16 protein-coding genes are annotated in these 19929 nt (G+C 67.1%); 6 read left to right on the top strand and 10 right to left on the bottom strand.

The annotated features are described in order from the left end of the window. Nucleotides 1-5: 5 nt before the first annotated feature. The 6 genes from QZ853_RS03050 to creB all read right to left on the bottom strand — a co-directional run bounded on the left by QZ853_RS03050 (nucleotide 6) and on the right by creB (nucleotide 6228). Nucleotides 6-1568, bottom strand: a complete 1563-nt coding sequence (locus tag QZ853_RS03050; protein WP_295571129.1) for a M20/M25/M40 family metallo-hydrolase — start codon at nucleotides 1566-1568, stop codon at nucleotides 6-8. A gap of 129 nt (nucleotides 1569-1697) precedes the next feature. Continuing rightward, a complete protein-coding gene (locus QZ853_RS03045; protein ID WP_295570621.1) occupies nucleotides 1698-2177 on the bottom strand; it encodes a hypothetical protein in 480 nt (159 codons plus the stop codon). 39 nt (nucleotides 2178-2216) lie between these two features. Further along, nucleotides 2217-2627 carry a hypothetical protein gene (locus tag QZ853_RS03040; RefSeq protein WP_295570619.1) on the bottom strand — a complete coding sequence of 137 codons (411 nt, stop codon included), beginning with the start codon at nucleotides 2625-2627 and terminating at the stop codon, nucleotides 2217-2219. A 10-nt stretch (nucleotides 2628-2637) separates the two neighbouring features. Beyond that, nucleotides 2638-3957 carry a cell envelope integrity protein CreD gene (creD, locus tag QZ853_RS03035; RefSeq protein WP_295570617.1) on the bottom strand — a complete coding sequence of 440 codons (1320 nt, stop codon included), beginning with the start codon at nucleotides 3955-3957 and terminating at the stop codon, nucleotides 2638-2640. An 81-nt stretch (nucleotides 3958-4038) separates the two neighbouring features. Beyond that, a complete protein-coding gene (gene creC / locus QZ853_RS03030) occupies nucleotides 4039-5499 on the bottom strand; it encodes a two-component system sensor histidine kinase CreC (protein WP_295570614.1) in 1461 nt (486 codons plus the stop codon). Between the two features lie 3 nt (nucleotides 5500-5502). Beyond that, nucleotides 5503-6228 carry a two-component system response regulator CreB gene (gene creB, locus QZ853_RS03025; protein WP_295570612.1) on the bottom strand — a complete coding sequence of 242 codons (726 nt, stop codon included), beginning with the start codon at nucleotides 6226-6228 and terminating at the stop codon, nucleotides 5503-5505. A gap of 35 nt (nucleotides 6229-6263) precedes the next feature. Here creB and rlmJ point away from each other — a divergent pair, with 35 nt between their 5' ends. The 4 genes from rlmJ (at nucleotide 6264) to QZ853_RS03005 (ending at nucleotide 11971) form a co-directional block, all read left to right on the top strand. Continuing rightward, entirely contained in the window at nucleotides 6264-7121 is an 858-nt protein-coding gene (rlmJ, locus tag QZ853_RS03020) for a 23S rRNA (adenine(2030)-N(6))-methyltransferase RlmJ (RefSeq protein ID WP_295570610.1), read from the top strand. 95 nt (nucleotides 7122-7216) lie between these two features. Then, a complete protein-coding gene (locus QZ853_RS03015; protein ID WP_004150340.1) occupies nucleotides 7217-7762 on the top strand; it encodes a GNAT family N-acetyltransferase in 546 nt (181 codons plus the stop codon). 82 nt (nucleotides 7763-7844) lie between these two features. Beyond that, a complete protein-coding gene (mfd, locus tag QZ853_RS03010) occupies nucleotides 7845-11309 on the top strand; it encodes a transcription-repair coupling factor (protein WP_295570608.1) in 3465 nt (1154 codons plus the stop codon). Nucleotides 11310-11353: 44 nt separating this feature from the next. Then, nucleotides 11354-11971 (top strand): HD domain-containing phosphohydrolase, encoded by a 618-nt coding sequence (locus QZ853_RS03005; RefSeq protein WP_295570607.1) that lies wholly within the window; start codon nucleotides 11354-11356, stop codon nucleotides 11969-11971. Between the two features lie 92 nt (nucleotides 11972-12063). On the opposite strand, the gene QZ853_RS03000 is transcribed toward QZ853_RS03005, so the two are convergent. Then, nucleotides 12064-14157 carry a M13 family metallopeptidase gene (locus QZ853_RS03000; protein ID WP_295570606.1) on the bottom strand — a complete coding sequence of 698 codons (2094 nt, stop codon included), beginning with the start codon at nucleotides 14155-14157 and terminating at the stop codon, nucleotides 12064-12066. Between the two features lie 138 nt (nucleotides 14158-14295). Here QZ853_RS03000 and QZ853_RS02995 point away from each other — a divergent pair, with 138 nt between their 5' ends. After that, nucleotides 14296-14757, top strand: coding sequence for a hypothetical protein (locus QZ853_RS02995; RefSeq protein ID WP_295570605.1), 462 nt, complete (start codon nucleotides 14296-14298; stop codon nucleotides 14755-14757). 108 nt (nucleotides 14758-14865) lie between these two features. Here the strand turns inward: QZ853_RS02995 and gpmA are convergent, their stop codons facing one another. Then, nucleotides 14866-15615, bottom strand: a complete 750-nt coding sequence (gene gpmA / locus QZ853_RS02990) for a 2,3-diphosphoglycerate-dependent phosphoglycerate mutase (RefSeq protein ID WP_005408679.1) — start codon at nucleotides 15613-15615, stop codon at nucleotides 14866-14868. A gap of 94 nt (nucleotides 15616-15709) precedes the next feature. On the opposite strand from gpmA, the gene nfi reads away from it, so the two are divergent. Continuing rightward, nucleotides 15710-16384, top strand: a complete 675-nt coding sequence (gene nfi / locus QZ853_RS02985) for a deoxyribonuclease V (RefSeq protein ID WP_295570603.1) — start codon at nucleotides 15710-15712, stop codon at nucleotides 16382-16384. A gap of 38 nt (nucleotides 16385-16422) precedes the next feature. Here nfi and QZ853_RS02980 read toward each other — a convergent pair whose 3' ends face one another. Next, on the bottom strand, nucleotides 16423-17403 hold the full coding sequence (locus tag QZ853_RS02980; protein ID WP_295570601.1) for a cation diffusion facilitator family transporter: 981 nt from the start codon (nucleotides 17401-17403) through the stop codon (nucleotides 16423-16425). A 179-nt stretch (nucleotides 17404-17582) separates the two neighbouring features. Further along, on the bottom strand, nucleotides 17583-19832 hold the full coding sequence (locus tag QZ853_RS02975) for a TonB-dependent siderophore receptor (RefSeq protein WP_295570600.1): 2250 nt from the start codon (nucleotides 19830-19832) through the stop codon (nucleotides 17583-17585). Between the last annotated feature and the right edge of the window lie 97 nt (nucleotides 19833-19929).

The following is a 19929-nucleotide window of genomic DNA, read 5'->3' as shown; positions in this document are numbered from 1 at the left end:
ATGTTTCAAGGCTGCGGTTCAGCCTTGCGAGGGAAGGACTGCTCGCGCATCGCGGCGTTGTAGGCGAACGAGGCGACGATGGCCGCGGCCTGCTTCAGGTCTTCCGGTTCGGCGTGGTCCCAGGTGTCCAGGTGGCTGTGGTGGACGTTGCTGAAGTAATCCAGCCGGTCCTGGATGAACTGGAAGCCCGGCAGGCCGATGCGGTCGAAGCTGATGTGGTCGGTGCTGCCGGTATTGCGGGTAGCCACGGTGGTGGCGCCCACGTCATGGAACGGCGCCAGCCAGGCTTCGAAGATCGGCATCGCCGCCAGGTTTTCCTGCGCATAGATGCCACGGAAGCGGCCCGAGCCGTTGTCCATGTTGAAGTAGACCTGGAACTTGCTGTAATCGCGGGTCTTGCGCAGCGCACCCGTCGGCTCGCGCAGCGACGCCGGCAGCGCCTTCTGCGCCGGGTCGGTGGGCTCGGGGAACTGGCCGAAGTGCTTGGCCACATAGGCCTGCGAGCCGATCAGGCCCTGCTCTTCGCCACTCCACAACGCCACCCGGATGGTGCGCTTGGGCCTGGCGCCGGTGGCCTTGAGGATGCGCATCGCTTCCATCATCACCGCCACGCCGGCCGCATTGTCGGCCGCGCCGGTACCGCTGTGCCACGAATCCATGTGCGCGCCGATCATCACCACTTCATCGGGCTTGCTGCTGCCGCGGATCTCGGCCAGCGTGTTGTAACCCGGCTGGTCGGCCTCATCGGTGAATCGTGCGGCCACATCCACGCGCAGGCGCACGGTCTGCTTGGCCTCCAGCGCGCGCGCCAATGGATTGAAGTGCTCGCTGATCATCGCCAGTTCCGGGATGCCCACCGATTCGCCAGCCTTGCGCGAGCCACCACCGGCGACGCGGATGATGCCGTTGTCCCAGCCACTGATGCTGATCGAGGCCAGCGCGCCTTCTTCGACGAAGAACGCATTGACCTTGGCCACCAGCGCCTGCCGCTCCTGGAATTCCTTGACCCGCTTGGCGCGCTCGGCGGTGGCGTCCTTGTCCTTGGGCAGGGTGAATTCCTGCAGGCCTTCCAGCGAGGTGGCGTCGTGGCGATGCGAATCGGCCTCGGTGCCGCGCTTGTACTCGCGCGCCTCGCCCAGCAGCAGGATCTTGCCGCGCAGCTTGCCGCGGTACTTCTCGATGTCTTCTGGCTTCTTGATCTCGACCTGCACCAGCTCGCCTTCCACCGGGCCGTTGGTACCCGGGGTCCAGGCCTTGGGCAGCGCATGCAGCGGCTGGATGCGGTCGCCCAGCATTTCCACGCTGGCCGAGGTGAACTCCCAGCCGCGGCCGAAATCATCGAAGGCTTCGTCGTGGACGTTGTCCAGCTTCCATTCGTTGAACTTGCCGCGGGTCCAGGCGTTGGCACGGCCCATTGCCGGCGAATTGGTCAACCGCGGCCCGATGCGTTCGGTGAGGTAGCTGAAGGTGTCCATCACCTGCGAACGGTGGAAGGCCTCCTGGCGGATGCGGCTGACCATGTCCAGGTCCACCGTTTCGCGTTGCTGCGCCCCTGCATTGCCCCCCATCGCCAGCGCTGCTGCCAGCACACTCCACTTCAGCCCGCTCCACTTCAACACGCCCCACCCCTGCCCTTCGGCTCGATCATCAAGCGCTCGAGTCTAGCCAGTGGCGGCAGGCGCCCCCCGTCCCATCGGTCATGGGCCCGCCGCTTCCGGCACGGGAAGGTCCACTTGGGTTTCGCGGAAATCGCCAAACTCCAGCAGCAGCTTGCCCTCGACGAACACCAGCTCGTGGCGGAAGGTGCCGGCGCCGACCGCCACCAGCTCCTCTAGCAGCAGATCGCCGAATCCCTCCGAAGGCCCACCGTGCTTGTCCACCTGCAGCCGCGACACCTGCCGGTAACACAGTTCAATGCGTCCGCCCCAGGCGCCCTGCAGCACCAGCAGGACCTGATTGGGGCGGCCGCCCTCGTCGTCCCCCTCACTGAGCGCCAACTGTTCAAGCCGAGCATCATGCAGGCAGCGGGGATCACGCGCGTCGTAGCGCCAGGGCGCCGCCACGAACGCTTTCACCGGCTCTGGAAGCCCCGCTTCGATCGACGCTACGTAGGCAGCCCAGCCAGACGTATCGATGTCATAACCGTCGCGGGTCTCGGTCAGTCTTACGATGTCCATGGCATTGCCCCTCCTGATCACAGCGTATTGTGCCTGCCGCTAGCCGCGCCAGCCCAGCCACAGCTGCGCCCGTTCCGGCAGCAGCAGCAACCAGTGCTGCTGATCGATGCTGCTGCAGCCAAAGACCGCGGCGTGCGCCGGCCAGCCTGCCGGCAGGCCGCCGATGCCGATCTCGGCCAATGCTTCCGCCCCGGCCTTCCATGGCCGGTAGTGCGGCACCTTGCCCGCCAGCGCGCCGCGTCCCTGCCGCGCGCCCTGCAGCCAGGCCAGCCCGTGCCCCTGCAGCCCCTCGCAGGTCACCGCGGCCAGCTGGAAGCGGACCAGGCCGGGGGCGATCCGTGCCCCCGGCAGGGCCGCCAGCACGCCATGTGCCTGCAGCAGTGCATCCACTTCCAGCAGGGCGGGGATGCCCTGCCGTGCCCGTTGCCGCAATCCGTGGCGCCACCCCATGACGAGCTCCTTACTTCAGTTCCGCGCCAAGCGCATACCAGTCGACCCGGCGGGTCACCCACATCGCCAGCGCCAGGATCACGAACAGCAGCAGCGAACCCATCAGCAAGGCGTTGTTTTCCGAGACCAGCAGGCCGTACAGGGCGCCATACAGCACAGTCAGCAGCGCGGCAAAGCCGAGGCCACGCTTCCAGTGGCCCAGCACGTTGGCCAGGTACACCGCCTGCAGGCCGATGCAGGCCACCGCCGACACCAGGTAGGCCTTCCAGAACGCGATGTGCTCGGAGAGGCTGATCAGCAGCAGGAAGAAGATCGCCAGTGCCAGCCCGACCATCAGGTACTGCAGCGGATGGATGCGCAGCGACTTGATCAGTTCGAACAGGATGAAGCCGACGAAAGTGAGCAGCACGAACAGCACGCCGTACTTGGAAGCGCGGTCGGCCTGGGTGTAGGTGTCGACAGGATCGACCAGCGATACCGTCACCGCCTGCGAATCGATGGCCCCCTCACTGCGCAGCTGCCGCTGGGCATCGGACGCCAGCGAGGACACCGCCCAGCGCGCATCGAAGCCCTGTGCATCAACGCGGCGCTCGTTGGGCAGGAATGCGCCGCTGAACGATGGGTGCGGCCAGCTCGAACGCAGCGCGACGTGGGTGTCGTCGCCCACAGGCACCACCGACAGCATGCGGCTGCCGTCCAGGCGCAGTTCCAGCTCCACGGTGCTCGCGGCCAGCAGGCCGCCATGGTCATCGGCGAACCCGGCCACCGGCGCATGCAGGCCTCGCCCCACCTCGCTGGCGTCGCCGACGCCCGGCAGCAAACGCAGCTGCTTGCCGTCCACGCGCAGGTTCGGCGTACCCACCAGGCCACGCACGTCGGATACGCCCACCGCCACATACGGCTGACCATAGCTGCGGCCGGCCTTCACCGGATAGTCGTCCTCGGCGAAGGTTGCCTTCATCTGGCCGTTCCAGCTGTACACCGGCACCTTGAACAGGCCGACTTCGCGCTGGCTCGGCAGCATCTCGCCGCCCACGTCCAGCGTTGCCGGCATCTGCAGCCAGTGGCCTTCGGTGACCTGCACCTCGGTCTTCTTGTTGCCCTTGGCGTCGATCACTTCGATCTGCTGGCGCTCCACCCACGGCACCACCCGCACCGGTCCGACCAGCTGCTGCGCGCCCGCACGGCTGTCGGCCACGCGCGAGAAGGCCTCGTCGCGGTACGCGCTGCGCTCGTTGATGACCCCGCGGATCATCGTCAGCGGGATCAGCAGCAGCAGGATCAGCCCGCCGACAATGGCGAACCGCAGCAGCATCTTCAGGGATTTCATGGTCCATCCTCGTTGGAGAGGCCTGCAGGATGAACCGCTGCAGTGAGCAGGGTTTGTGGCGAATTTGAAGCGAGTGTGAAGTCAGCGACGCGGGCGCTGGCCCGGCATGCCCAGTGGCAGCCACAGGCTGGCGACGGTACCTCCACCGTCGCGGGGCCTGACGCTGGCACGGCCGTCGTGCAGGCGTGCGACTTCCTGCACGAACGGCAGGCCCAGGCCCGAACTGCGCCGGCCGCTGCCGGGGCGGGCCAACGAATAGAAGCGCTCAAACACCCGTTCGCGCGCATATTCGGGAATGCCGGCACCGCGGTCGGCCACCTGCAGGCGCACCCCCTGCCCCTCAGCGTCGGCCTGCAGCGCCACCTCCGCACCTGCGGGTGAGAACGCAATCGCGTTGTCGATCAGGTTGTGCAGCGCCTGCCGCAGCAGATAGGCATCGCCCTGCACGCGCAGGTCGGGCACGTTGCCGATGCGGACCTGTACGCCGCCGGCCTGCGCGCGCACCTGCGCCGCTGCGGCCGCATCGGCCAGCAGCAGCGGCAACGCGATCGGGTCGCGGGTCTGCAGCCAACCGTGCTGTTCCACTTCGGCCAGCGCCAGCAGCTTGTCGATGGTCTCGGTCAGCCGCTCCTGCTGATCGACGATGCTGCGCGCGAAATGAACCCGGTCGGCGTCCGGCAGAGGCTCCTGCAGCAGCTCGGCCGCGCCGCGGATCGCCGCCAGCGGGCTCTTCATCTCATGCGTCAGCGACTGCACGTACTGTTCGACGTAGGCCTTGCCCTCCAGCTTGCGGCGCATGGTTTCCAGCGCCTGGCCCAGATCGCCGATCTCGTCGCGGCGGCGGCGCGGCGGTGGCACGGGTTCGCCGGCAGTGACCGCGCGCGCATAGCGGCTGAGCTGGCCCAGGCCGGTGGTCAACCACATCGTCACCAGCACGCCGACCAGCGCCGACAGCCCGATCAACCACGCACCGCGCTCGATGATGGCGCGCTGGCTGGCGGCAATGAACGGATCGATGCTGCGGTTGGGCTGGGCCAGGCTGAGCACGCCGATCAGCGTGCGTCCATCGGCCGGGTCGTACACCGGCGCCGCCACGTGCATCACCGTATCGCCTTCCTCACCCGGTATTTCCGGGCTGGAGCGGGCGCCGTACTCGCCGCGCAGCGTGCGGTAGACATCGTTCCAGCGTGAGTTGTCGCGGCCGAGGTCACGGCCGAGCGAATCGTAGATGACGATGCCCTTGGCATCGGTGATGGTCACCCGGTAATCCAGCGAACGCTTCGGGAAGCGCCAGACCATCGCCTTCAGGTCACGCTGCCGCGCCTTGGCCAGGTTGCGGGTGAAGCTGCCGCTGCGGATGGTGCCGGCCTTGACGTCGGCGGCGGCCATTTCAGCCAGCACGTTGGCCGCATCGACCAGGGTCGACTCCATCGCCTGGCGCACACCCGGCTTCACTTCGTTGACGAACACCCGCATCACGAAGAACGCCGCGATGCCGGTGATGAGGAAAAAGCCGAGGAACAGCTTCAGCACCAGGCGCATCGGCTAGGCCTCCAGCGCGTAGCCGAGGCCACGGTGGGTCCGGATCGGATCGTCGCTGGCGCCGGCCGCACGCAGCTTGGCGCGCAGGGTCTTTACATGCGTGTCGACGGTGCGGTCGGCGCTGTCGGCGCTGCTGTCCCAGCCGCGATCCATCAGCTGGGCGCGACTGAGAATCGCGCCCGGACGCTGCAGCAATGCCTCCAGCAACGCGTACTCGTAGCGGGTCAGGTCCAGTGCCTGGCCATGGAAGCGGATGCGCCGGCCATCGCGGTCGATGGCGAACGCACCGTGTTCCTGCCAGCCTGCATCGGCACTACCCGCCGTCACCGCGGGCACCGCGCGGCGCAGCCGTGCGCGCACCCGTGCCACCAGCTCGCGCGGCGAGAACGGCTTGGTCATGTAATCGTCGGCGCCCAGCTCCAGGCCGAGCACGCGGTCCACTTCATCGTTGCGGGCGGTCAGGAAGATCACCGGCAGCTGCGCCGCCGGGCCGGGCTGCGCGCGCAGCCGCCGGCAGACCTCGAACCCACCCAGGTCGGGCAGGCCCACATCCAGTACCACCAGGTCAATGCCCCCGGCCTGCAGCCGCTGCAGGGCCTCGCCGCCCAGCAGGCAGTGGCTGACCGCGTAGCCTTCGCTGCGCAGCGCATAGAGCACGGTTTCGGCGATGGCGGCTTCGTCCTCGACCACCAGGACATGGGCAACAGGGGCTGTCATGGCGCGCAGCATAGCCGCTGCGGCCGCTGCCCCGTACACTGCCGGCCATGAACTATCGCCACGCCTTCCATGCCGGCAACCACGCCGATGTGCTCAAGCACATCGTGCAGCTGGCCCTGATCGACAGCTTCAAGCGCAAGGACAGTCCGTTCTTCGTGCTCGACACCCACGGCGGTGCCGGCCGCTACCTGCTGGCAAGCGAAGAGAGCCGCAAGACCCTGGAGGCCGAGTCCGGAATCATGCGGCTGATGGCCCAGCCCAAGCTGCCGGAGGTGGTCGAGCGCTACCTGAAGGCGGTGCAGGCCGACAATCCGGTCGGCGCGCTGACCACCTACCCCGGCTCGCCGCTGCTGAGCGCACAGGCCATGCGTGCCCAGGACCGCATGGCGGTGTGCGAGCTGCAGGAAGCGGAAACGGCCACGCTGAAGGCCTTGTTCGCGCATGACACCCGCGTCGACGTGCGTGCGGGCGATGGCTACGCACTGCTGCGTTCGCTGCTGCCGCCGAAGTTCAACGGCAGCAAGATCGGCCGCGGCCTGGTGCTGATCGACCCGCCCTACGAGGCGCAGGACGCCGAATACCAGGCCATCCTGGCTGCCCTGGCCGAGACCCTGGCGCGCTGGCCGCAGGCCACCTGCGCGGTCTGGTTCCCAATCAAACAGCGCCGCACCATCCTGCATTTCCTGCGCAAGGCCACCGCCCTGCCGGTGAAGTCGGCGATGACGATCGAGTTCCTGGTGCGGCCGGACGACTCACCGCTGCGCCTCAACGGCAGTGGCATGCTGCTGCTCAACCCGCCCTGGCAGTTCGACCGGGTGGTGGGCCCGGCCCTGCCGGCGCTGCGCCAGCACCTGGGCGAACCCGGTGCCAGCACTCGCCTGGATTGGCTCAAAGCGCCCGAATAACGGCCTTCACGAGGCTGTACCGCCGTGAGCCTTTCGTTCACGGAATGCAGCCTCGGTGATGCCACAATCGATGGACCACCAAGGAATCACCCGGTATGGCCACTCGCAACCGCATGCCGCCCTGGCATGAGATCTTCAAGGCTCCCAGCGGCCACGAGCTGCTGATCCGCCCTATCCGCCCGGAAGATGGGGCGCCGCTGCAAGCAGCGTTCAGCCTGTTCGGGCCGGAAGAAATCCGTGATCGTTTCCTGCAGGCGGTGACAGAGCTGTCGCCGGAAACCACCCAGCGCCTGACGCACCCCAATCCCAAGACCGAGATCACCCTGGTCGCTGCCGAATCCCTGCCCGCTGGCGAAGCAGTGGTCGGCGCGGTCGCCCGGGCCTCGATCATCCCCGGCACCCGGGAAGCGGAGTACGCGATCCTGATCAGCCGCTTCCTGATCGGCCAGGGCCTGGGCCGGCAGCTGATGCGCAAGCTGGTGAAGTGGGGCCGAGGCAAGTACCTGGACCGCCTGTACGGCGACGTTGCCGCCGAGAACGAGCCGATGAAGCAGCTGGCCGCCTCGCTTGGCTTCAAGCCGGTCCCCCACCCCACCGGCGCCGAAGGCCTGGTGCGGATGGTGCTGGAGCTGGACAATTGAGATAACGCCGGGCAAGGCCCGGCGCTACCCACCGCGTTTCGCACACGGTCGCGACAAACCCTTCTGCTAAGATCGGCGGTCCATGTCGCGTACCTCATACCCCGCCCCGCCGCTGCCGCGTGCCGGCCAGCTCCGCGCCTGGTGGCGCGCCCCCGCCTCGCCGACCGCCCTGGCCTGGTACCTGGCCCAGGCCGCGCGTGCGCACGATGCGCCGCTGCTGGTGATCGCCCGTGACAACCACGGCGCCAACCAGCTTGAAGCCGACCTGCAGACCCTGCTCGGTGGCGACCCGGCCCTGCCGGTGGTCGCCTTCCCGGACTGGGAGACGCTGCCGTACGACCGCTTCAGCCCGCACCCGGAGATCATCTCGCAGCGCCTGGCTGCCCTGCACCGCCTGCCTGCGCTGAAGCGCGGCCTGGTGATCGTGCCGGTGCAGACGCTGCTGCAGCAGCTGGCCCCGCGCAGCTATGTGATCGGCGGCAGCTTCGACCTGAAGGTCGGCCAGCGCCTGGACCTGGAGGCCGAGAAGCGCCGCTTGGAGAGCGCCGGTTACCGCAACGTGCCGCAGGTGATGGACCCGGGCGACTTCGCGGTCCGCGGCGGCCTGCTCGATGTGTTCCCGATGGGTGCCGACGAGCCTTTGCGGGTGGAGCTGCTGGACGAGGACATCGACTCGATCCGCGCGTTTGACCCGGAAAGCCAGCGCTCGCTGGACAAGGTCGACGCTGTGCACATGCTGCCCGGCCGCGAAGTGCCGATGGACGAGGCCAGCATCGGCCGCGTGCTGGCCGCGCTGCGCGAGCGCTTCGATGTCGATACCCGCCGCAGCGCGCTGTACCAGGACCTGAAGTCCGGGCTGGCCCCGGCCGGCGTCGAGTACTACCTGCCGCTGTTCTTCGAGCGCACCGCCACCCTGTTCGATTACCTGCCCAGTGGCAGCCTGCCGGTGGTCTGCGCCGGTGCCGGCGAAGCCGCCGAGGCGTTCTGGGCACAGACCGGTGAGCGTTACGAACAGCGCCGCCACGATGTGGAACGGCCGCTGCTGCCGCCGTCGGCACTGTACCTGTCGCCGGAGCTGCTGCGTGAGCGCCTCAACGACGCCCCGCGCATCGAGGTGTGGGCCACCGACCACGCGCGCATCGCCGACGCGCACGCGCTGGGTGACCAGCCGCTGCCGCCACTGCCGGTAGCAGCGCGCGAAGCGCCGGCCGGCGATGCGTTGAAGTCCTTCCTTGGCCATTACCCGGGCCGGGTGCTGATCGCCGCCGATTCACCGGGCCGCCGCGAGGCGCTGCTGGAAGTGCTGCAGGCCGCCGAGCTGAAGCCACCGGTGGTGGCCGACCTGCCCAGCTTCCTCACTGACGATGCGCGCTTCGCGATCGCGGTGGCGCCGCTGGAGGATGGCTTCGCGCTGGACGATCCGCGCATTGCGGTGCTGACCGAGCGCCAGCTGTTCCCCGAGCGCGCCGGCAGCACCCGCCGCACGCGTCGTGCCGGCCGCGAGCCGGAAGCGATCATCCGCGACCTCGGCGAACTGACCGAAGGTGCGCCGATCGTGCACGAGGACCATGGCGTCGGCCGCTACCGTGGCCTGATCGCGATGGACGTCGGCGGCATGCCCGGCGAGTTCCTCGAAATCGAATATGCCAAGGGTGACCGCCTGTATGTGCCGGTCGCCCAGCTGCACCTGATCAGCCGCTATTCCGGTGCATCGGCGGAAACCGCGCCGCTGCATTCGCTCGGTGGCGAGCAGTGGAGCAAGGCCAAGCGCAAGGCCGCCGAGAAGGTCCGCGATGTGGCTGCCGAGCTGCTGGAGATCCAGGCGCGCCGTCAGGCGCGTGCCGGCTTGGCGCTGCAGGTGGACCGTGCGATGTACGAGCCGTTCGCGGCCGGTTTCCCGTTCGAGGAAACCCCGGACCAGCTGGCAGCGATCGATGCCACCCTGCGCGATCTCGCCAGCAGCCAGCCGATGGACCGCGTGGTCTGCGGCGACGTCGGCTTCGGCAAGACCGAGGTCGCCGTGCGCGCCGCATTCGCCGCCGCCAGCGCCGGCAAGCAGGTGGCCGTGCTGGTGCCGACCACGCTGCTGGCCGAACAGCATTTCCGCAACTTCCGCGACCGCTTCGCCGATTACCCGCTGAAGGTCGAAGTACTGTCGCGCTTCAAGACCAGCAAGGAAATCAAGGCCGAACTGGAGAAGGTCGCCGCCGGCACCATCGACGTCATCGTCGGTACCCACCGCCTCCTGCAGCCGGACGTGAAGTTCAAGGACCTGGGCATGGTCATCGTCGACGAGGAGCAGCGTTTCGGCGTGCGCCAGAAGGAAGCATTGAAAGCGCTCCGCGCCAACGTGCACCTGCTGACCTTGACCGCCACGCCGATCCCGCGCACCTTGAACATGGCCATGGCCGGATTGCGCGACCTGTCGATCATCGCCACGCCGCCGCCGAACCGGCTGGCGGTGCAGACCTTCATCACCCAGTGGGACAATGCGCTGCTGCGCGAGGCATTCCAGCGCGAGCTGGCCCGTGGTGGCCAGCTGTACTTCCTGCACAACGACGTGGAAAGCATCGGCCGCATGCAGCGCGAGCTGTCCGAGCTGGTGCCGGAGGCGCGCATCGGCATCGCACACGGGCAGATGCCCGAGCGTGAGCTGGAAAAGGTGATGCTGGATTTCCAGAAGCAGCGCTTCAACGTGCTGCTGTCGACCACGATCATCGAATCGGGCATCGACATTCCCAACGCCAATACCATCATCATCAACCGCGCCGACCGCTTCGGCCTGGCCCAGCTGCATCAGCTGCGCGGCCGCGTCGGCCGTTCGCACCACCGCGCCTACGCCTACCTGGTGGCGCCGGACCGCCGTTCGATCACGCCAGATGCGGAAAAGCGCCTGGAAGCGATCGCCTCGATGGATGAACTGGGCGCTGGCTTCACCCTGGCCACCCACGATCTTGAGATCCGCGGCGCCGGTGAACTGCTCGGCGAGGATCAGAGCGGACAGATGGCCGAAGTGGGCTTCAGCCTGTACACCGAGCTGCTCGAACGCGCGGTGCGCAGCATCAAGCAGGGCAAGCTGCCCGACCTGGATGCCGGCGAAGAAGTACGGGGCGCCGAGGTCGAACTGCATGTGCCGGCGCTGATTCCGGAAGACTACCTCCCGGACGTGCACACCCGCCTGACCCTGTACAAGCGCATTTCCAGCGCACGCGGCAGCGATGCGTTGCGTGAGCTGCAGGTGGAGATGATCGATCGCTTCGGCCTGCTGCCGGACCCGGCCAAGCACCTGTTCGCCATCGCCGAGCTGAAGCTGAAAGCCAACACGCTGGGCATCCGCAAGCTGGACCTGGGCGAGAACGGTGGCCGCATCGTGTTCGAGTCCAAGCCGAACATCGACCCGATGGCGGTGATCCAGCTGATCCAGAAGCAACCCAATCTCTACGCCATGGAAGGGCCGGACAAGCTGCGCATCAAGCATCCGCTGCCGTTGCCGGAAGACCGCTTCAATGCGGCCCGCGCCCTTCTGACCACACTCGCCCCGGGTTGATCGCCCGAGAATACCCCGCACCGGTCCCCACCCGGTGCGGGCGGATGACCATGTTTCCTGACGCCGTACCTGCTCCTGACCTGCTGCACGCGCAGGCCTGCCTGATCGACGCCCTCTCCATGTCGCTGCAGATGCGCGATGCCTACACACGCCATCACTGCGACCGCGTCGGCCTGCTCGCGCAGCGCCTGGCGACGCAATGTGACCTCGACGACGAGGCCAGTGCGCAGATCGCCCTGGCTGCACGCTTCCACGACATCGGCAAGATCGGCATTCCCGACGAGGTGTTGCTGGCCCCGCGCCGGCATACCGACGAAGAGCGAGCGCTCATGCGCGAACACCCGGTGCGCGGGGAGCATATCTTCCTCGCCACCGGCCGCAGTGACGCTGCGCCGGTCGCGCAGCTGATCCGTGCCCATCACGAAGCCTTTGATGGCAGCGGCTATCCCGATGGGCTGCGCGGTGAATCGATTCCGCTTGGCGCGCGCATCGTCACCATCGCCGATGCCTACGATGCGATGACCAGCGCGCGCCCGTATCGCGACGCGATGGAACGCGAGACGGCGCTGCGCATCATTGATGCGCAATCCGGTGGATTGGTTGATCCGTACGTGCTGCAGCGCTTCCAGCGCATGCTGGCGCAGGCGCCGGAGCTGGCCTGAGAGCCGCCGCTCATGGCCTGGCGCTCTCAGTCCACCAACCAAAAGGCCCGGCGTTCGCCGGGCCTTCTGCATCACCCATTACCTGCGATCGATTACCAGATCACCACGCGCTTGTCGTCGGCACGCACCATTGCATCGCCGGCCTTGCACTGGAAGGCGGCCGCGAACGAGGGCATGTTCGACGGTGCACCGTTGGCACGGAAGTTGGCCGGCGCATGCGGATCGGTGTTGAGGCGGACGCGCAGCTCACCATCGGTGAAATTGCGGCGCCACACCGTGGCCCAGTTCATGAAGAAGCGCTGGTCCTGGCTGTGGCCATCGACCTCGACATTCGCCTTCGGGTCTTCCTTCAGCGCCATCTGCAGCGCGTCATAGGCCACGGTCAGGCCGCCCAGGTCGCCGATGTTCTCGCCGAGGGTCAGCTTGCCCTTCACGTTCACACCCGGCACCGCTTCATAGCCGTCGAACTGTGCAACCAGCTGGTCGGTACGCTGGGTGAAGGCCTTGCGGTCGGCGTCGGTCCACCAGTTGTCGAAATTGCCGTTGGCGGCGAACTGGCTGCCCGAGTCGTCGTAGCCATGCATCATTTCGTGGCCGATGACCGCACCGATGCCGCCGTAGTTCAGCGCCGGATCGGCCTTGGCATCGAAGAACGGCGCCTGCAGGATCGCCGCCGGGAACACGATCTCATTCTTGGTGGCGTTGTAGTACGCGTTGACGGTCTGCGGCGTCATGCCCCACTCGGTCTTGTCCACCGGCTTGCCGATCTTGTCCAGCATGTAGCGGTAGTTGAACGCACGCGCCGCCTGCATGTTGCCCAGGTAGCTGTCACCGTTGGTCTGCAGGCCCGCCCAGTCACGCCACTTGTCCGGGTAACCGATCTTCGGGGTGAAGCTGGCCCACTTCTCCAGCGCCTTCTTCTTCGTTTCTTCGCCCATCCACGGCAGCTGCTCCAGGCGCGCCTTCAGTGCCTGCGACAGGTTTTCCACCAGATGCTGCATGGCCACCTTCGACTCGGCCGGGAATACGGCGTCCACGTACAGCTGGCCCAGCGCTTCACCCATGCCACCGTTGACCGACTCCAGCACGCGCTTCCAGCGCGGCTGCATTTCCTTCTGGCCACGCAGGGTGGTGCCATAGAAATCGAAGTTGGCCTTCTCGAACTGGCTGCTCAGGTACGGCGAGGCGTCGTCGATGGTGTGGAAGCGCAGGTAGGCCTGCCAGGTGCTGGCCGGCACATCGGCCAGCATCTTGTCCATTTCACTGAAGAAGCCCGGCTGCGCCAGTGAGAACTTCTGCGCGGCAGGCACCTTGAGGGTGTCGAACAGCGCGGTCCAGCTGAAATTCGGGGTCAGCTTGTCGGCGTCTGCGGCGCTGAGCGGGTTGTAGCGCTTGGCGGGGTCACGCATCTCGATGCGCGACATCGAGGCCTTGGCCAGGCGGGTTTCGAAGGCCATCACGGCCTTGGCCTGCTCGGCGGCCTGCGCGGCGTCCACGCCGGACAGGGTCAGCACCTGTGCGATGTAGGCCACGTAGGCATCACGGATCTTGGCCTGCGCGTCGTCGAAGTAGTAGCCCTTCTCCGGCAGGCCGAGGCCGCCCTGGCCGACGTAGGCGATGACGTTGGCCGAATCCTTGTAATCAGCATTGGCGAACAGCGAGAACAGCACGCCCTTGCCCTCGGCCTGGCTGTCGCGCAGGTACTGGGTGATGGCGGCGGTATCGTTCAGCGCGGTGATCTTGTCCAGCTGCGGTTGCAGCGGCGCCAGGCCGGCGGCTTCGATCTTGGCTTCGTCGTTGCCGGTCGTCCAGATGTCACCGATCTTGGCTTCCACCGAGCCGGCCTTGGCCTGGCTGGCCGCGGCCTGCTGCACCAGCGCGTGCTGCACTTCCAGCGAGCGCTCGCGCAGGATCTCGAAGCTGCCCCAGGTGGTCTGGTCGCCCGGCACCGGGTTGGCCTTCAGCCACTTGCTGTTGACGAAACCATTGAGGTCGGTACAGGCGGAGATGGACGGATCCAGGTCGGCGCTGTTGAGCGAGATCAGCGGCGTCTTGATCTGCGACAGGTCGAAGGCCGGCTTGGCAGCGGCGCTGGCCGCTGGTGCGGTTTCATGCTTGCCACAGGCCGCCAGCGAGGCAGCAATGGCGAGGGTCAGGCCCAGCGGGACCAGGTTGCGGACGTTCATGAGGCTCTCCTGCGGGTAATTTCACAGGGTAGCCGGGGGAGCCCACGGCACGGACCGGCCAAAGGTCACGAGCCCGTAGCGTCGCCAACCCACTGCATGCCGGTATTCTTGTCCTTACGATCACCGGACCTCGGGCCCATGGACGAAGCTGCGCTGCTAGTGGCCCTCGACACCTGTGAGTATCTGTTCCTGACGGGTATTGGCGAACTGGAGGCCAACTGTCTGCGGCTGGTCATCGACGAGGGACGAGTGACAGGAGAGCCCCGTCGGGTGGATCTCGGCCAGGGGCGTTCAATCGATGATGTGCGTGCGATAGAGGTGACGCCCCACTCGCAGCGGTTTGAACTGATCTGGGTCCACTACATCAGCTACGCCGTGCACAACGAGTCCTATCAAAGCTGGGACGACTCCGAGGCCTGGAGCGGAAACCTGTTCCGCCGCTACAGCCGTTCGAAGTTCCTCGATTATCTGGACCATGCCACCTTCGCTGATAGCCGTCACCCCGGCCCATTCGCGCACTATCAAGTGATATGCCAGGACCACGTCATCGACATTGCTGCATTGCAGCCGCCGAAGGTGCGCCTGCTGGGTCCTTCGTAGCGGACAGAAGCAGCCACCCATGGGGTGGCTCTACTGGGATGCGGCAGCGGCAGTCGAGCATGGCCCGACTCTACAAAAAGCGAAGGCCGGCTTGCGCCGGCCTTCTTCTTATTTCGCCTTGCCCTGGTTGGCCACGGCTTCGGCGGCCTTGCGCGCCGCTTCCGGGTCGCCCAGGTAGCGGAACGACTGCACCGTCAGGTCGTCGTTCAGTTCGAACAGCAGCGGGATGCCGGTCGGGATGTTCAGCTCGAGGATTTCCTCGCGCGAGACATTGTTGAGGTACTTGTACAGCGCGCGCAGCGAGTTGCCGTGGGCGGTGACCAGCACGGTCTTGCCGTCCTTCAGCTGCGGCGCGATCGCGTCGTGCCAGTACGGCAGCACGCGGTCCAGGGTGGTGGCCAGCGATTCGGTACCCGGCAGCGCGTTGCGGTCCAGGCCGGCGTAGCGGCGGTCATGGATCGGGTGGCCGGGATCTTCCAGCTCCATCGGCGGCGGCGGGATGTCGTACGAACGACGCCAGACCTTGACCTGCTCTTCGCCGTGCTTGGCCGCGGTCTCGGCCTTGTCCAGCCCCTGCAGGCCGCCGTAGTGCCGCTCGTTGAGGCGCCAGGACTTGTTCACCGGCAGCCAGTCCTGCTCCAGCTCGGCCAGCGCACCCTGCAGGGTGTGGATGGCGCGCTTCAGTACGGAGGTATGGGCGACGTCGAACTGCAGGCCTTCCTCGCGCATCAGGCGACCGGCGGCGGCCGCTTCCCGGCGCCCCTGCTCGGTCAGGTCGACATCGACCCAGCCGGTGAAGCGGTTGTCCAGGTTCCACTGGCTCTGGCCATGGCGCAACAGTACGAGTTTACGGGTCACTGCAGGGTCTCCAACGCGAGGAAAGGCAGGCCGCCATTGTAGCCCCGGCTGCCGCTCACCGGGCCGTGGCGCCGCGCATGCAATGCTGTAGCCAATGAATACGGTGATCGACCCCGGGCGCTGGGAAGGCAGCGTCGCCGCTGCCCGCGCGCAGCAGACCCAGCTTGCCGGCCGCGTGGAGCATCAGGACCGCCTGGCCCGCGACGTGCGCTGGCTGGCCGGGCTCGATGTCGGCTTCGAGGACAACGGTGCCACCACCCGCGCGGCGGCGGTGCTGCTGGATGCGAACACGCTGTTGCCGGTGGCGCAGGAGATCGCGCGGATTCCTACGGTGATGCCCTACATTCCTGGCCTGCTGAGCTTCCGCGAGTTGCCGGCACTGCTGGCCGCGCTGGCGCTGCTGCCCCGCACGCCCGACCTGGTGTTCGTCGACGGCCACGGCATCAGCCATCCGCGCCGGCTGGGTGTGGCCGCGCACCTGGGTGTGGTCACCGACCTGCCGAGTATCGGTGTGGCCAAGTCGAAACTGGTGGGCCGGTTCATCGAGCCGGGCGCCGAAGCGGGCGCGCATACACCGCTGCTGGACGGCGATGAACAACTGGGCTGGGTGCTGCGGAGCAAGGTGCGCTGCAAGCCGCTATTCGTGGCCGGCGGCCACCGGGTCAGTGCCGATACCGCGCTGGGCTGGGTGCAGCGCACCCTGCGCGGCTACCGGCTGCCGGAACCGACCCGGCTGGCGGATCGGCTGGCTTCGCGGCGGGACGAATAGCTGCGCCGGGCATCTCCCGACGCGCGTGTCATCGTCGATCAACGATGCACGTGGCCGCGATGCCCCTGTGCGTCTTCGCCGTGGTCATGGCCTTCATGACCTTCGTGCTCACCGCCCTTCACCGGCGCCGGCTCACCACAGGCTTCGCCGCAGTGGTCGGCCTCGATCTGCAACGTCACATGCTCGATGCCGAAATCATCATGCAGGCGCCCCCCCAGCTCACGCCGCAGCGCATCGGCGTCGGTGCCATCACGCATCACGATGTGCGCGGTCAGCGCAGGCGTGCTGGAGGCCAGCGCCCATACATGCAGGTCATGCACATCCAGCACCGCGTCATGCCCCGACAGGCTGTCGCGCACCTTGGCCACGTCCATGCCCTTGGGCACGCCTTCCAGCAGCACGTTGATCGCCTCGCGCATCAGCACCCAGGTGCGCGGCAGCACCCACAGGCCGATCAGTACCGCCAGGATCGGGTCGATCGGCTTCCAGCCGGTGAAGTGGATCAGCACCGCACCGGCGATCACTGCCACCGAGCCGAGCATGTCGGCCCACACTTCCAGGTAGGCACCCTTCACGTTGAGGCTCTCGCCGCTGCCGGCCTGGAGCAGGCGCATCGAGATCAGGTTGATGACCAGGCCGACCGACGCGATCACCAGCATGCCGGTGGAGGCGATCTCCTGCGGCTTGCTGAAGCGCCCGACGGCTTCCCACAGGATGTAGGCGGCGACCACGAACAGCATCGCGCCGTTGATCATCGCGCCCAGCGCTTCCAGGCGCGCATAGCCGTAAGTGCGGCGCGCGTCGGGTGGGCGGCGACTCAAGCGCACCGCGACCAGCGCGATCATCAGCGCCAGTGCATCGGTGGCCATGTGCGCCGCGTCGGACAACAGCGCCAGGCTGTTGGTCCAGAACGCGCCCACCACTTCGACGACGAGGAAGGTGGACGTCAGGCCGAGCGCCCACCACAAGGGTTTCTCGTGGCGGATCTCGGATGGCAGGTGATCGTGGTCGTGGCCCATGGCAACAGCTCCTTTGCGAGGGAGGCAGGCTACGCTGGCGGCCGTGGGGAAACTATCACGATGTTTATAACATTGCAGACCTGCGGGGTTGAGGCTGCCGGGCATGGCCCGGCACTACCGAGGCTGGAACGAGGCCGCACCTTTGCCCGGCGAGCGCAGCGGAACGGCGCCGCGTACGCTCAGAATCCGAAGCGCAGGCTGGCCCAGTAGGCGCGACCCGGTTCGTTGTAGGTCGCCGCGCCGGCATCGCTGCTGTTGGCCTCGCGGAACAGGCGCTTGTCGGCCAGGTTGTTCACGCCGAAGCCGAAGCTGACCGTCTCGGTCACCTTGTAGCGCGCGCTCACGCCCCAGATGTTGTAGGCACCGCGGTCCTGCAGTGCGATCGACGCATCACAGCTGCCGGTGCAGCGCGGATCGTTGTTGATGTTGGCAGTGGCCGGCTTCTGCTTGCCGTAGAAGGTGCCGGTCAGCAGCACCGACAGCTTATCGGTGGCCTGCCAGTCCAGCATCGTGTTGACGGTGTATTTCGGGATCACCGACAACGGCTGGCGCGTGGTCTTGTTCTCGTTTTCCACCATGTAGGTGAAGTTGTTGCTCCACTTCAGGCGGTTGCCCTGCTCGCCCAGCAGCGGGATCACCAGGTTGCCTTCCAGCCCCTGCACGATCGCCTTCGGTGCGTTCTCCCAGCGGAAGATGCGGCCCTTGGTGTCGGCGGTCAGCCCGACCTGGGTGTAGCCGGCCTGGATCTTGTCCTTGTAGTCGTTGTGGAAGTAGGTCAACGAGGCCTGCCAGCCGCTCTGCGGTGCCCACTCGATACCCAGCTCCTTGTTCAGGCTGGTTTCCGCCTTCAGGTCCGCATTGCCGCGCATGTAGCAGCCGGCGCCCAGGCTCGGCAATGCATTCGGGCAGCCATTGCCACGGGTGTAGTACAGATAGTCCGGATTGGACTGGTACAGGTTCGGCGCCTTGAATGCCCGGGCGATACCGCCCTTCACCACCCAATCGCCGCTGATGCGGAACTGCGCATTGAGGCTGGGGCTGGTGTTGTTGCCGAACTGGCTGTGGTGGTCGAAGCGCAGGCCCGGAGTGACGATCCAGCGCTCGCCGAGGTAGATGTTGTCTTCGACGAATACGGCAGTGGTCTGCGCGTCGGCCTTGCCACGCGCACGGTCGGCCGACAGGCCGGGGATACCGCCGCCGCTGCTGCTGGACTGGCTCATCGAATAGGGATCGGTCAGGCGGCTGTCCAGGTACTCGAAGCCGAGCGTCCAGACGTTCTCGGCACCGCCCAGCGTGGTCGGGAAGCTCACTTCGCCGTCCAGCTGATAATTGCGCAGGCGAGAGGTCGACCAGTCGGTGCCGTTGAAGCTGCCTTCCGGGCCACCGGCCAGGCCTTCGTTGATGCGCGAGTTGTTCACCGCTTCCACCGCAGCGGTCACCCGCGAGGTGACATCGCCCCAGCGACCACGATGGGTGATCGCGCCGGTGTTGCGGTACATCCGGTTGGTCTCCGCTTTGCCGTCGGCCAGCGCCGCCAGATCAACGCCGGTCGAGGTGCCGGCGGTGCTGACCGCACGGTCACCGGCGTAGATGTTGCCCTGGCGGCTGGTACCGGCTTCGAACTCGACCACCTGGTTGGCGGTCACGTCCCAGCGCAGCAGCGCGTTGACGTCGCGGTTCTTGACGCCCTCGCGCCCAGCCGGCGGCACCGCGTTCGGGTTGGTGGCGTACTGGCGGTTGAGATCCAGCGAGTCTGCGTCGGTCTTGTTGAGATTGCCGTACAGGCGGAACGACAGCGTATCGGTCATCGGGCCGCTCAGCTGCAGACCGACGCGCTCGCTGCCGCCTTCGGCGCTGTGCTCGGGCACCAGGCCGTACAGATCGACTGCACCGGTCAGGTCACCGGTCGGGCGCTTGGTGATGATGTTGACCACGCCGCCCGAGGCACCGGAACCGTAGCGTGCTGCGGCCGGACCGCGCAGCACCTCGATACGCTCGATCATCTCCGCCGGCACCCAGTTGGTGTCGCCGCGCGTGTTGCGCTCGCCACTGCGGCCCATGCGCACGGCGTCGCGTGCACCGATACGCTTGCCGTCAACCAGGATCAGGGTGTTTTCCGGGCCCATGCCGCGCAGGTCGATCTGGCGGTTGTTGCCGTACTGGCCGGAAGCGCTGTTGCCGGTCAGGTTGACGCCGGGCATGGTGCGCAGCAGCTCGGCGATGTCGTTGGCCGGCGGGCGCTTGGCGATGTCCTCGGCGGTGATGGTCGAGGTACCCAGCGCCTGGCGCGCGATCTGCGAGGCGGTGACATGCACCGTGTCGATATCGGTGGCGTCGGTCTCGGCCCGGGCGGACAGGGCGCTGCCGGCCAGCAGCGCAGCAACGGCGAGCGCCAGCGGGCGCGGCGAAAGGACAACGGCAGGGGACATGGTCTGGACCTTCTGGCAGGGCAACGGGGCCTCTGGCGAAGGGCTTGAGGCAACGACGAGGGGGAGGCAGAACAGGGCTGCAGGTGCCTGCAGTCCG

Source organism: uncultured Stenotrophomonas sp. (assembly GCF_913778665.1).
Classification (GTDB): domain Bacteria; phylum Pseudomonadota; class Gammaproteobacteria; order Xanthomonadales; family Xanthomonadaceae; genus Stenotrophomonas.
Note: the sequence above shows the minus strand (reverse complement) of the source record. Positions and strands in the feature narration are given on the sequence as shown.

Coding starts and splice junctions, on each gene's coding strand:
- QZ853_RS03050 (WP_295571129.1), bottom strand. CDS start 1,568: ATGGGGGGCAATGCAGGGGCGCAGCAACGCGAAACGGTGGACCTGGAC.
- QZ853_RS03045 (WP_295570621.1), bottom strand. CDS start 2,177: ATGGACATCGTAAGACTGACCGAGACCCGCGACGGTTATGACATCGAT.
- QZ853_RS03040 (WP_295570619.1), bottom strand. CDS start 2,627: ATGGGGTGGCGCCACGGATTGCGGCAACGGGCACGGCAGGGCATCCCC.
- creD (WP_295570617.1), bottom strand. CDS start 3,957: ATGAAATCCCTGAAGATGCTGCTGCGGTTCGCCATTGTCGGCGGGCTG.
- creC (WP_295570614.1), bottom strand. CDS start 5,499: ATGCGCCTGGTGCTGAAGCTGTTCCTCGGCTTTTTCCTCATCACCGGC.
- creB (WP_295570612.1), bottom strand. CDS start 6,228: ATGCTGCGCGCCATGACAGCCCCTGTTGCCCATGTCCTGGTGGTCGAG.
- rlmJ (WP_295570610.1), top strand. CDS start 6,264: ATGAACTATCGCCACGCCTTCCATGCCGGCAACCACGCCGATGTGCTC.
- QZ853_RS03015 (WP_004150340.1), top strand. CDS start 7,217: ATGGCCACTCGCAACCGCATGCCGCCCTGGCATGAGATCTTCAAGGCT.
- mfd (WP_295570608.1), top strand. CDS start 7,845: ATGTCGCGTACCTCATACCCCGCCCCGCCGCTGCCGCGTGCCGGCCAG.
- QZ853_RS03005 (WP_295570607.1), top strand. CDS start 11,354: ATGACCATGTTTCCTGACGCCGTACCTGCTCCTGACCTGCTGCACGCG.
- QZ853_RS03000 (WP_295570606.1), bottom strand. CDS start 14,157: ATGAACGTCCGCAACCTGGTCCCGCTGGGCCTGACCCTCGCCATTGCT.
- QZ853_RS02995 (WP_295570605.1), top strand. CDS start 14,296: ATGGACGAAGCTGCGCTGCTAGTGGCCCTCGACACCTGTGAGTATCTG.
- nfi (WP_295570603.1), top strand. CDS start 15,710: ATGAATACGGTGATCGACCCCGGGCGCTGGGAAGGCAGCGTCGCCGCT.
- QZ853_RS02980 (WP_295570601.1), bottom strand. CDS start 17,403: ATGGGCCACGACCACGATCACCTGCCATCCGAGATCCGCCACGAGAAA.
- QZ853_RS02975 (WP_295570600.1), bottom strand. CDS start 19,832: ATGTCCCCTGCCGTTGTCCTTTCGCCGCGCCCGCTGGCGCTCGCCGTT.